Here is a 12,990-nt window from a genome sequence, read left to right on the forward strand (position 1 = left end):
AGGCGTATGAACCAGATTGTTCTTATAGCACTCAAAAAACCGTACACTTTTGTTGTGCTGTCCATCCTGATTCTTGTTTTTGGAATTAAGGGTATTTTTTCAACCCCTACGGACGTTTTTCCCAGTATCCGCATCCCTGTGGTGGCTGTTATCTGGCAGTACACGGGACTTATGCCGGAGGATATGTCTGGTCGTGTGGTGTATTATTACGAGCGCGCATTGACTGCGACCGTCAATAATATCGAACACATAGAAAGCCAGTCCTATTACGGGCGCGGTATTGTTAAAATCTTCTTCCAGCCCGGTACCAATACATCTGTTGCGCAAACGCAGATCACGTCCGTCTCCCAGACAGTGATCAAACAGATGCCAACAGGCTCCACTCCGCCGCTTGTTCTTGCTTACGATGCCTCTTCCGTGCCGGTTATCACGTTGCAGGTGTCCTCCACCTCCATGACGGCTTCCGAGATTTACGACATGTCGTCCAATCTCATCCGGCCAGCACTGGTGTCCGTGGCCGGGGCGGCCATTCCCAACCCGTATGGGGGCAAGCCGGGCAATGTCATGGTTGATCTGGACCCGGTCAAACTGCTGGCACACAGTCTTTCACCAGTGGATGTCTCACGCGCGTTGAATAGCCAGAACATTGTTCTGCCCGCCGGTGATCAGCGGATTGGCCCGTTTGACTGGATGGTTCAGACCAATGCCGCTCCGCGTGAACTGGACGAGTTGAACGATATTCCCATCAAACAGGTCGGGCACGCCGTAGTCCGCCTGCGGGATGTGGCATGGGTGCATCAGGGTGGCCCGCCCCAGACCAATCTGGTGCTGGTCAAAGGGCAGCAGGGCGTTCTGATCGTTGTTATGAAAAGTGGCGATGCCTCTACTCTGGATGTGGTGGCAGGGATTAAAAAGCTGCTCCCCGGCATTGTGCAGACCTTGCCGCCGGGTGTGAGCATTCATGTGCTCAACGATGCTTCGACCTTTGTGAAAGAGTCCGTGCAGGACGTGGTGCGGGAGATGATCACCGCTGCCTTCCTGACCGGGCTTGTGGTGTTGCTGTTCCTTGGTTCGTGGCGGTCCACGGTGATTATTGCCACATCCATTCCGCTGGCCATGCTGTGCTCGATCATTGGGCTTGGATGGGCTGGGCAGACCATTAATGTCATGACCCTTGGTGGGCTGGCGCTGGCAGTTGGTATTCTGGTCGATGACGCAACGGTCATGATCGAGAATATTGATGCACATCTGGAGATGGAAAAGGATCTGGAGACAGCTATTGTGGACGCTGCCAACCAGATTGTGATTCCCACATTTGTTTCCACATTATGCATCTGCATTGTTTGGATGCCGCTGTTCCAGTTAACGGGCGTGGCAGGCTGGCTGTTTATGCCCATGGCAGAAGCCATTATTTTTGCCATGCTGGCGTCTTTCATTCTCTCGCGCACGTTGGTGCCGACCATGGCCAAGTATATGCTGGCCGCACAGGTTGCCGCTCACGCACATGGCCCGCAGGAACCCCGTACGATTTTTGGCCGTTTTCAAAAATCATTCGAGCGTGGGTTTGAGAATTTTCGCAACCGTTACCATGCCCTGCTGCATTACCTGATTACAGTCCGCGGGACGTTTATTCCCGTTTTTGTACTGTGTTCTTTTGGGTCTTTGGGGCTGCTGTTCTTTGTGGGCCAGAACTTTTTTCCCGAGGTGAATTCGGACGTTATTGCCCTGCACATGCGTGCTCCTGTTGGCACACGGCTGGAGGAGGCGGGTAAAATCTCCCAGCTGGTGGATAGCGAAGTCGAACGCACGCTCCCCGGTCAGGTGGAAGGGATCGTCAATAACTGCGGTCTGGCGTTTAGTCCGCTCAACATGGCGTATATTCCCACGCCAACCGTTGGCACGCAGGATTGCGATATTACAATTTCGCTCAAGGATGAGGCCGCACCCGTAGCGCAATTCCGCCGCCTGCTACGCCACAGCCTGAATGAAAAATTCCCCGGAACACAGTTTTCCTTTTTGCCGGGGGATCTGACCGCCAAAATTCTTAATTTTGGTCTGCCTTCACCCATTGATGTGCAGGTGGTCGGGCGGGACCTTCCGGCTAACTTCCACTTTGCCAACCGTCTTGCCGAACAGTTGCGGCATGTAACTGGCCTGACCGATATTTCGGTACAGCAGCCCATGACCACACCAACCCTGCGTGTTAACGCACGCAGAATGTATGCTCTGGGCACAGGCATACGGGAGGCCGATGTGGCCGATAACGTGCTTGTCTCGCTTTCAGGCAGCTCTCAGGTTGGGCAGGTATACTGGCTGGACACAAAAACCGGGGTTTCGCATCTGATCGATATTCAGACGCCCGCATCGTTCCTGCAAACCATGAATGATCTGGAAATCACCCCGATCGATAAGGGTGATGGCAACCCGAGCGGGCAAACACCACAGATTCTGGGGGGGCTGAGCCAGATCGAGCAGGTCGGTACACCGGCAGAGGTTGCGCACTATAACATTATGCCCGTGTTCGATATTTATGCCTCGAACGAAGGGATCGACCTTGGCACAGTCTCGCGTGAGGTGGAGCGGATAGTGGATGAGCTCAGGCCCGATCTGCCGCGGGGTTCAACCCTTACGGTGCGTGGGCAGGCTGTTACCATGAACAGCGCGTATGTGCAGCTTCTGGCAGGGTTGGCCATGTCTGTTCTGCTGGTTTATCTGCTGATTGTGGTGAATTTTCAGTCCTGGCTGGACCCGTTCATTATCATCACGGCGTTGCCCGGTGCATTGGCCGGAATTTCGTGGAGCCTGTTCCTTACGCATACAACCTTGTCCGTACCTGCCCTGACGGGTGCAATCATGTGTATGGGTACGGCCACAGCCAATGCCATTCTGGTCGTCGCCTTTGCGCGTGAGCGGCTGGATGAACATGGAGATGCCATTCTGGCAGCACTGGAAGCCGGTTTTGAACGTATTCGTCCGGTGATGATGACGGCCTCGGCCATGATTATTGGCATGTTGCCCATGTCCATAAGCAATTCGCAGAATGCGCCGTTGGGTAAGGCGGTCATGGGCGGGCTGCTGGTCGCTACCGTGGCGACGCTACTATTTGTCCCCTGCGTGTTTGCAATGTTGCACAACAAAAAAGAACTGCCGACGACAAAAGAAGAGGAAGCTGGCGTATGACCCCGGAGCACGACAATACGGGTGGCGTGGACGCCAAGGAAAAAGCCGCGGCCGCTGCCCGTAAAAGAAAAATGGGGTTTGCTATTGTTGCGGGTGTGGCCGGTGTTCTGGTCATTATGGGGCTTGTGCAAAGGCATTCGGCCTACATGCAGCTTGCGCAGGAGACAGCGCATGATGCCGTGCCTGTGGTGCAGGTCATTTACCCTCAGCCGGGGCCGGATGAGCGGGAGCTGTCCCTGCCTGCCAATATTGCCGCATGGTATCAGGCTCCTATTTACGCTCAGGTCTCTGGCTACGTAAAAATGTGGTACAAGGATTTTGGAGCGCGCGTAAAAGCCGGGGACGTGCTGGCAGAAATTGATACACCGGGGCTGGATGCCCAATACGCCGCAGCCAAAGCCAATTACAATGTGGCTCTGGCGCGCTACAAGCTGGCGCAGATTACCGCACGACGCTGGAAGGCCCTGCAGGGCACACAGGCTGTTTCGCAGCAGGAAGTGGACGTGCAGGCCGCGAATGCAGAGGCCGAGAAAGCACAGGTCGAAGCCGCACAGCATGACGTGGAGCGCTACGCAGCGCTTGAAGCGTTTAAAAAAATCGTGGCACCTTTTGATGGCATTGTCACTTCGCGCATGGCCGACGTGGGGGATTACGTTAACGCTGGCCGCGGAGATGTGGATTCCCGCGGGAATGCCACGGAACTGTTCAGCGTTGCGGACGTGCACGCCATGCGTGTGTTTGTGGCCGTTCCGCAGGATTACGCAGATATTATTTCGCCCCGCCTTCAAGCGAACCTGATTGTGCCGCAGTACCCCGAGCGCACGTTCAAGGCCCGTTATCTGGCGACAGCGAGCGCCTTTAACCCGAACACGCGCACGGTCACCACCGAACTGGTGCTGGATAACAAGGGAGGAGAACTCTGGCCTAACTCCTATGCAACGGCCACATTCCGTGCCCCTGCCGACCCGGACCAGCTTATTCTGCCAGAAGGAGCCATTGTGTTCAGGCAGGAGGGTACGCAGGTGGCTTTGGTGGATGACAGCAACCACGTGCATCTGGTCAATGTTGCCTTGGGCCGCGACCTCGGAACAACAGTGGAAGTGCAACGCGGCGTCAAAAAAACCGATCGGGTCATTAACAACCCATCGGCTGGTCTGCTGGATGGCCAGCTGGTGCGCATTGTCAAAGGGACACCCGGCTATAATGCACCGAGTGTCCTACCTAAAAAAACGCCGGATACCAGTAAGGATGATACCCGGGCCATGCCGGAGGATAACCGGGCTATGCCTGAGGCCGGGGGCCGCCAATGAGAGGGCAGGGGGCCAGGCTTTTCGCTTCCAGGCTTATGCTGGGGGCCTGTCTGTTGTCCGTGCTGGCAGGGTGTGACATGGCGCCACGTTATAAACCCGCCACGTTCATTTACCCGGATAACTGGCAAGGTGGTGGCGTAATGCAGCCTGCTGGTGGTGCGAACACCATGCTTGATCAACGGTGGTGGACTGTACTGGGTGACCCGGAGCTGAATGCTCTGGAAGAGCAGGCTATGCGGCTGAACCCGGATTTGCAGGCGCAGGCGGAGGCTTTTCTGCAAGCTCGTGATCTGGCGATGGAGGCCAAATCCAAACTGTATCCGCAGATTGGGGGTATGGCAGGTGGGGCCAAGTATAAAGGGTCCGACCATCGTCTGTGGCGTGGTGCGGGGTCAACAGGGCCAATGTACATGTCATCCGAGCAATATTCGGGCACGGCAACGTGGGAGCCGGATTTCTGGTCTGCCATTCGGAACAAAACCCGTATGGCCAAGCAGAATGTGCAGGAGCGTGCGGCGGATTATGCCGCAGCCCGCCTGAGCTTACAGGCGGAACTGGCAAGCGATTACGTTTTGCTGCGTGGTTTGGATGCGCAGGATGCCGTGTACCGGGATTCCATCCGGTACTACAAAACGGCGGTGCAGATCACCAATATGCGCCTGTCCGGGGCCATTGCGCCGGGTATGGATGTCTCGCGCGCGGAGGCGCAGCTCTACGCCACGCAGGCGCAGGAGACTGACATTTTAACCCAGCGTGATGTTGTGGAACATGCCATAGCCATACTGGTCAATCAGGCTCCGGCAGCGTTCCATATTGCACCAGTAGACAGGCTGGGGTTTGTGCAGGGGCCTCTGCCGGTTGCCCTGCCTTCTACACTGCTGGAACGTCGGCCCGATATTGTGGCGGCCGAGCGGCGGATGGCGCAGGCTAACAGAGCTATTGGGGTCTCCCGCGCAGCTTTTTATCCGCACATTACCTTTAATGCCATGACGGGGTTTATGGATAACGGCTTTGATCTCGCCTCATTATCCAACTCCATGTACCAGTTTGGCGCGCAGGCGCTTCTGCCACTTTTTCAGGGTGGTTTACGGCGGGCGGACCTCCAGCGGAGCTGGTCGCAGTACCGCGAAAAGGAAGACCTCTATCGCAGCACTGTTCTGGATGCCTTCAAGGAGGTTGAGGATGGGCTGACGCGGGTTAACCGGCTTAAAGTGCAGGTTGGTCAGCAATCCAGTGCGGTAGATGCTGCTGTACGCACGCAGGGCATGACCATGGCCCTTTATACAGGGGGGCTGACCAATTATCTGGATGTCGTTGTGGCGCAGGTCGCAGCCCTGAATGCGCGTATAGCACTGGTGCAGACATGCACACGGGCCGTTCAGTCCCGCGTGGAACTGATTCGCGCACTGGGCGGAGGGTGGTCGCGCCAGCAGCTCCCACAGGGGGATAGTGTGCTTATGCCGTTCAAGCCTTTGCAGTACAGCAATCTGCGGCAGGCACCTGCTGCGGGGGGTATTTCCACCGTGCGTGACCCGGCAAGTCTGGACCTGAGTGCCGGTACAAAAACACGTGCACGACTTGACAGTCGCGCTACACACAGGTAAGCGCGCCTTTCCTGATCGGAACGCGGGAGGTCCCTGCCAGCATTTATATGTCGGTGGGAATCGTTAAGAACCGCGGTCCGGGTACATTTTTAAGGAGTCCCGGATATGGCCAAAAAAGTTGTTGGCTACATCAAGCTTCAGATTCCCGCTGGTAAAGCCAACCCTTCTCCACCGGTTGGTCCGGCACTGGGTCAGCGCGGTCTGAATATCATGGAATTCTGCAAGGCATTTAATGCCAAGACCCAGGGGCTTGAACCTGGTATGCCGATTCCTGTGGTGATCACCGCTTATGCTGACCGTACGTTCAGCTTCATCACCAAAACCCCGCCGAACACCTACTTCCTGCTCAAGGCAGCCAAAATTTCCAAAGGCAGCCCGACGGTTGGCAAGGGCGGCACCGTGGGTAAGGTGACCATGGATCAGCTGCGTGAAATTGCTGCTCAGAAGCAGCAGGACATGAACGCAAACGACATTGATGGTGCCGTGCGTATGCTGGTCGGTTCTGCCCGTTCCATGGGTATTGAAGTGGTGGAAGGCTAAGATCATGGCACAGAACAAGCGTCTTGCGGCTGCTCGCGCCAAGGTTGTTGCTGGTAAGGCATATGCTCTGGACGAAGCTGTTGCTCTGGTAAAAGGCAACGCGACAGCCAAGTTTGATGAAACGGTTGAAATTGCCCTGAATCTGGGCATTGACCCGCGTCATGCTGACCAGATGGTTCGTGGTTTTGTGTCCCTGCCTAACGGCACGGGCAAGACCCTGCGTGTTGGCGTGTTTGCACGTGGCCCCAAGGCTGAAGAAGCCAAGGCTGCTGGTGCGGACGTTGTTGGCGCAGAAGACCTGATGGAGCAGGTGCAGGCTGGCGAAATTGCTTTCGACCGCTGCATTGCAACCCCGGATATGATGGCTCTGGTGGGTCGTCTGGGTAAGATCCTCGGCCCACGTGGGCTGATGCCGAACCCCAAGCTGGGCACCGTGACCATGGACGTTAAGGGTGCCGTTCTGGCAGCCAAGTCCGGTCAGGTTGAATACCGGGCGGAAAAAACCGGTATTGTTCATGCAGGTGTTGGTAAGGCATCTTTTGGTGCAGACAAGCTGGCAGAAAACGTGCGCGCATTTGTTGATGCCGTGCAGAAGGCCCGCCCTGCTGGTGCCAAAGGCACCTACCTGAAGAAGGCTGCCCTGACCTCCACAATGGGTCCTGGCGTGCAGCTGGATGTCTCTGCCTTCGCAGGCTGAGTAAGAATGTTGCCGGGCTGCTCTTCGTGGGTAGTCCGGTGCATGAAGGAGTGGTTTACCACTTCTTATACCTGTCCGAGACCACACGTGACTTGAGTTCTTAATAAGCCCTATGGGGCTGGCGGGTGGTAAGACGGGGATGCTGGTTAGGCTGAGAATTTTCGGCAGTGCCAGATATTCCGTTTATCAAGGACAGGCGAGCGGGTTCTGTTTGTTGCAGAATCTAAAGGGCAACCCGTTCTGTCAGGTTTAAATCTGATGGAACAAGACGGAGACGGGATTTGGACCGTACGGAAAAGAAGGCCCTTGTTGCCTCTCTGGCCGCCGTGTTCGCCGAAACGTCCATGGTTGTGGTTACCCGTAATAACGGGTTGACCGTGGCTGATGTGACGGATCTGCGGCGCAAGGTGCGGGCAGCGGGTGCAAACTACAAGGTTGCTAAAAACCGGCTGGCAACTCTCGCCCTGGATGGGACCCAGTTCAGCGGCATCGCGCCGCTGCTGACGGGGCCGACCGCGCTTGCGTGGGCGGACGAACCTGTATCAGTGGCGAAGGTGATCGTTGAGTTCGCCAAAACCAATGACAAGCTTGAGCTGCTTGGCGGTTCTCTTGGTTCTCAGGTACTCGATGTAGCTGGAATCAAGGCTCTGGCCGAGCTGCCGTCGCTCGACACGCTGCGCGCGCAGCTCGTGGGTCTTATCTCCACGCCCGCTACGCGCATCGCCAGTGTTGTTCAGGCGCCGGCTGGCCAGCTTGCACGTGTTTTTGGGGCCTATGCCAAAACGGGTGAAGCTGCCTGACCACACAATCCCAAATTGGGGTGTGTACAAGAAATACGCGTAGCCTTTGTGTGAAGGTTGCGTTTTGCTAACCAGTGTTTATATTAGGAAGTCTGACTATGGCTGATCTTGCTAAGCTTGTTGACGAACTGTCCGCTCTGACCGTTCTTGAAGCTGCTGAACTTTCCAAGCTGCTCGAAGAAAAGTGGGGCGTTTCCGCTGCTGCTCCTGTTGCAGTTGCTGCTGCTGCTCCGGGCGCTGCTGCTGCTCCTGCTGAAGAGCAGACCGAATTCACGGTTATTCTGGCCGCCGCTGGCGAAAAGAAGATCAACGTGATTAAAGAAATCCGTGGCATCACGGGTCTGGGTCTGAAAGAAGCTAAGGACCTGGTTGAAGGCGCTCCGAAGACTGTTAAGGAAGGCGTCAGCAAGGACGAAGCTGCCAAAATCAAGAAGACTCTTGAAGATAACGGCGCAACCGTCGAAGTTAAGTAAGATTGCCTTGATCTCAACCAAACTGGTTGGGGGAAAGGAAATTGAGGTTCTCGGGTGGGGGTGTATACCTCTGCCCGTTTGCCTGTTTCAGGTTGATCTGGAGCAGGTAGCCGGGTAAATCCGGTTTGGTTTTGGCCGAAATAGGTCGGACCATCAGGCTCGCGGCAGACCACGAGCCTGATGGTCCGAGATAAGGGCGGGGCAGGAGCGACGATGAACGCAATCACCAAATCGTTCACAGGACGGAAGCGGATTCGCAAGAGTTTCGGGCGGATTCCCGAAATCGCCCCGATGCCGAACCTGATAGATGTGCAGCGCGCGTCTTACGAGACGTTTCTTCAGGCCAATGTGTCGCCTGATGCGCGTATGCCCACGGGTTTGCAGGAGGTTTTTCGCTCCGTATTCCCAATTAATGACTTCGCAGGGCGTGGTCGTCTTGAATTCGTCAGCTACGAATTTGAAGATCCCAAATACGATGTTGAAGAGTGCATTCAGCGCGGTCTGACATTCTCGGCACCGCTCAAAGTTATTCTGCGCCTGATCGTGTGGGATGTGGATGAGGACACGGGGTCCCGTTCCATTCGCGACATCAAGGAACAGCCGGTATACATGGGCGACATGCCGCTCATGACCGATAACGGTACATTTATTGTCAATGGTACCGAGCGCGTGATTGTCAGTCAGATGCACCGGTCTCCCGGTGTGTTCTTTGATCATGACAAAGGCAAAACGCATTCTTCGGGCAAATATCTGTTTGCCGCGCGGGTGATTCCTTACCGTGGTTCGTGGCTTGACTTCGAATTTGACGCCAAAGACCTGCTGTACGTCCGTATCGACCGTAAGCGTAAGCTGCCCGTCACCACCCTGCTGTATGCTTTGGAAGGTGCCGCATCCGCTGCTGCACGCAAAGCCAAGCTGGCCGAAGGTGGGGATGTGGATGCTCTGGATATTCAGGGCATGGATGCCAACGAAATTCTTGGCTACTTCTACGATACGGTAACCTTCACTAAATCCGCCAAAGGGTGGGCCCGTCCGTTTGATGCGGATTCTTTCCGTGGTCTCAAGCTGCTGGCACCTCTGGTGGATGCGGAAACGGGTGAAGTCGTTGCAGATGCTGAAACAAAGCTGACCGCACGCCTCGTTCGCAAAATTGCTGAAAAAACCCGTGAAGTGCTGGTGGGTGAAGTTGATCTGATTGGGCGCTTTATTGCGCACGATATGGTCAACATGAACACGGGTGAAATTTACGGTGAAGCTGGTGAGGAAATCACCGAAGCGCGTCTCGCTGCTCTGGAAGAAGCCGGTATTAACGAGCTGCCGGTACTGGCGATAGATTCCGCCAAAGGGCCGTGGATCCGTAATACGCTGACCGTAGATAAAAACAGCGGCCGTGATGAGGCGCTGATCGATATCTACCGCGTTATGCGCCCGGGTGAGCCGCCAACGGCAGAAACTGCAGAAGCCATGTTGCAGGGGCTGTTCTTTGATGCGGACCGTTACGACCTGTCGGCCGTTGGTCGTGTCAAAATGAACATGCGTCTGGACATTGATGTGCCAGATACTGTGCGTGTTCTGCGCAAAGACGATATTCTGCGTACCATCAAGGTTCTGTGTGACCTGAAAGATGGTCGTGGTCAGATTGATGATATTGATAATCTGGGTAACCGTCGTGTTCGCTCCGTGGGCGAACTGATGGAAAACCAGTATCGCATTGGTCTGCTGCGTATGGAACGCGCCATTCGTGAGCGCATGGGGTCTGTGGATATTGATACGGTCATGCCGCATGACCTGATTAATGCCAAACCTGCTGCTGCTGCTGTGCGTGAGTTCTTTGGTTCTTCCCAGCTCAGCCAGTTCATGGATCAGACCAACCCTCTGTCGGAAGTCACGCATAAGCGTCGTCTTTCAGCGCTTGGGCCAGGTGGTCTGACGCGTGAACGCGCTGGGTTTGAAGTTCGTGACGTTCACCCAACTCATTACGGTCGTATTTGCCCGATTGAAACGCCTGAAGGCCCGAACATTGGTCTGATCAACTCTTTGGCAACCTACGCCAAGGTTAATAAATACGGCTTTATTGAAACGCCTTATCGTCTGGTTAAAGACGGTGTTCTGCAGGACGGCTGGAAGTACCTCTCCGCAATGGAAGAGGAAAAGCTGGTTGTTGCTCAGGCCGATGCCGAGGTGAATGATCAGGGTGTCCTGACCAATGACCTGATTTCGGTTCGTCGTAATGGTGACTTCCGTCTGGTGCCGCCGACCGAAGTGACGGCGTGTGACGTTTCTCCCAAGCAGCTTGTGTCGGTTGCTGCCGCACTCATCCCGTTCCTTGAGAACGATGACGCGAACCGTGCGCTCATGGGTTCCAACATGCAGCGTCAGGCTGTGCCGCTGGTGCGCTCCGATGCTCCGCTGGTTGGTACAGGTATGGAAGCCGCAGTTGCCCGGGATTCCGGGGCAACCATCGTAGCCAAACGCAACGGTATTGTGGACCAGATTGATGGTGCGCGTATTGTTGTGCGTTCCACCGATGCTTCTGGCGCCACGCAGGGTGTGGATATTTACCGTCTGCGCAAATATTCGCGTTCCAACCAGTCCACCTGCATTAACCAGCGTCCGCTGGTCCATGTTGGTGATCAGGTAAGTGTGGGTGATATTATTGCCGATGGTCCATCCACGGAGCTGGGTGAACTGGCTCTGGGTCGTAACGTGCTTGTCGCGTTTATGCCGTGGAATGGTTACAACTTCGAAGACTCCATCCTGATTTCCGAACGGATTGCCAAGGATGACGTCTTTACCTCGATCCATATCGAGGAATTCGAAGTCATGGCACGTGATACCAAGCTGGGTCAGGAAGAAATCACACGCGACATCCCTAACGTTGGGGAAGAAGCGCTGCGCAATCTCGACGAAGCCGGCATTGTTTATGTGGGTGCAGAGGTTAACCCTGGCGATATTCTGATCGGTAAGGTCACACCAAAGGGTGAAAGCCCGATGACACCGGAAGAAAAACTTCTGCGTGCCATCTTCGGTGAAAAAGCTTCTGATGTGCGGGATACTTCTCTGCGTCTGCCGCCTGGCACAACAGGCACCATTGTTGATGTTCGTGTCTTCTCCCGCCGTGGCGTGGATAAGGACGAACGCGCCATGGCCATTGAGCGTGCAGAAATTGAACGTCTTGCCAAAGACCGTGATGACGAGCGTGCTATTCAGGAGCGTTCTTTCTACAGCCGTCTGCGGGAAAAACTGCTCGATCAGACTGCCGGTGCAGGCTACAAAGGCATTCGTTCCGGCACGGTGATCACGCAGGAAGTTCTGGACGAACAGCCTCGTCCGACCTGGCGCCATATTGTGGTGACCTCTGATAGCGTTATGGCGGAGCTGGAAACCCTGCGGCGTGAATTTGATGCGGCCATTGCCCGTATTCAGGCGCGCTTTGAAAGCAAGGTTGAAAAGCTCCAGCGTGGTGATGAGCTGCCGCCGGGCGTGATGAAGATGGTCAAGGTATTTGTTGCCGTTAAGCGTAAGCTTCAGCCGGGCGATAAAATGGCCGGTCGTCACGGGAACAAGGGTGTTGTTTCCCGTGTGGTTCCAGTTGAAGATATGCCGTTCCTTGAAGACGGCACGCCTGTTGATCTGGTGCTGAATCCGCTGGGTGTGCCATCACGTATGAACGTGGGGCAGATTCTGGAAACCCACCTGGGCTGGGCCTGTGCCAACATTGGTCGTGGAATTGGTGAACTGGTGGATGATTACCAGCGCACCGGCGAAAAACGTCAGGATCTGCTGGATCGTCTGAAAGACGTTTATGGCGATAAGGTCTATGAAGACGCAATTGCCGACATGAACAATGACGAACTGGTGGAACTGGCAAACAACCTGCGCAAGGGTGTGCCCATTGCAACGCCAGTGTTCGATGGTGCGTCTATTCCCGATATTGAAGCCATGCTGGAAAAAGCAGGCGTTAATAAATCTGGTCAGTCGCAGTTGATTGACGGGCGGACGGGCGAGCACTTCGAACGTAAGACGACCGTTGGTTACATCTATATGCTCAAGCTGCATCACCTTGTTGATGACAAAATCCATGCTCGTTCCATTGGGCCATACTCGCTTGTTACGCAGCAGCCGCTGGGTGGTAAGGCGCAGTTTGGTGGTCAGCGGTTCGGGGAAATGGAAGTCTGGGCGCTGGAAGCTTACGGTGCTGCCTACACGTTGCAGGAAATGCTGACCGTGAAGTCGGATGACGTGTCTGGCCGAACAAAGGTTTATGAAGCAATCGTGCGCGAACAGGATGACTTTGAAGCCGGTATTCCGGAAAGCTTTAACGTGCTGATCAAGGAACTCAAATCCCTTGGTCTGAATGTGGAGCTGGAGCAGGGGGCTAACTAA

The 12,990-nt window shown here is 55.3% G+C and carries 9 protein-coding genes; 8 read left to right on the forward strand and 1 reads right to left on the reverse strand.

From position 1 onward, the window contains the following. Nucleotides 1-6: 6 nt before the first annotated feature. The 7 genes from Absy_RS01565 (at nt 7) to rplL (ending at nt 8,604) form a co-directional block, all read left to right on the forward strand. Nucleotides 7-3,180 (forward strand): efflux RND transporter permease subunit, encoded by a 3,174-nt coding sequence (locus tag Absy_RS01565; RefSeq protein WP_048852968.1) that lies wholly within the window; start codon nt 7-9, stop codon nt 3,178-3,180. Further along, the gene (locus Absy_RS01570; RefSeq protein WP_048852969.1) at nt 3,177-4,490 is read left to right on the forward strand and encodes an efflux RND transporter periplasmic adaptor subunit; all 1,314 of its coding nucleotides are present in this window, start codon (nt 3,177-3,179) and stop codon (nt 4,488-4,490) included. The genes Absy_RS01565 and Absy_RS01570 overlap by 4 nt, the downstream gene beginning before the upstream one ends. Continuing rightward, nucleotides 4,487-6,094, forward strand: a complete 1,608-nt coding sequence (locus Absy_RS01575; RefSeq protein ID WP_052945676.1) for an efflux transporter outer membrane subunit — start codon at nt 4,487-4,489, stop codon at nt 6,092-6,094. Before Absy_RS01570 ends, Absy_RS01575 begins: the two co-directional genes overlap by 4 nt. 105 nt (nt 6,095-6,199) lie before the next feature. Then, on the forward strand, nt 6,200-6,634 hold the full coding sequence (gene rplK, locus Absy_RS01580) for a 50S ribosomal protein L11 (RefSeq protein ID WP_048852970.1): 435 nt from the start codon (nt 6,200-6,202) through the stop codon (nt 6,632-6,634). A 4-nt stretch (nt 6,635-6,638) separates the two neighbouring features. Further along, a complete protein-coding gene (rplA, locus tag Absy_RS01585) occupies nt 6,639-7,331 on the forward strand; it encodes a 50S ribosomal protein L1 (RefSeq protein ID WP_048852971.1) in 693 nt (230 codons plus the stop codon). A gap of 281 nt (nt 7,332-7,612) precedes the next feature. Further along, complete coding sequence (gene rplJ / locus Absy_RS01590) at nt 7,613-8,131, forward strand: 50S ribosomal protein L10 (RefSeq protein WP_048852972.1); 519 nt, start codon at nt 7,613-7,615, stop codon at nt 8,129-8,131. A 98-nt stretch (nt 8,132-8,229) separates the two neighbouring features. Continuing rightward, nucleotides 8,230-8,604, forward strand: a complete 375-nt coding sequence (gene rplL, locus Absy_RS01595; protein ID WP_048852973.1) for a 50S ribosomal protein L7/L12 — start codon at nt 8,230-8,232, stop codon at nt 8,602-8,604. Nucleotides 8,605-8,617: 13 nt separating this feature from the next. On the opposite strand, the gene Absy_RS01600 is transcribed toward rplL, so the two are convergent. Next, nucleotides 8,618-8,758 carry a hypothetical protein gene (locus Absy_RS01600; RefSeq protein ID WP_158319833.1) on the reverse strand — a complete coding sequence of 47 codons (141 nt, stop codon included), beginning with the start codon at nt 8,756-8,758 and terminating at the stop codon, nt 8,618-8,620. A 59-nt stretch (nt 8,759-8,817) separates the two neighbouring features. Between Absy_RS01600 and rpoB the strand changes: the two genes are divergently transcribed. Beyond that, nucleotides 8,818-12,990 carry a DNA-directed RNA polymerase subunit beta gene (gene rpoB, locus Absy_RS01605; RefSeq protein ID WP_048852974.1) on the forward strand — a complete coding sequence of 1,391 codons (4,173 nt, stop codon included), beginning with the start codon at nt 8,818-8,820 and terminating at the stop codon, nt 12,988-12,990.

Source organism: Acetobacter syzygii (assembly GCF_000964225.1).
Taxonomy (GTDB): Bacteria; Pseudomonadota; Alphaproteobacteria; order Acetobacterales; family Acetobacteraceae; genus Acetobacter; species Acetobacter syzygii.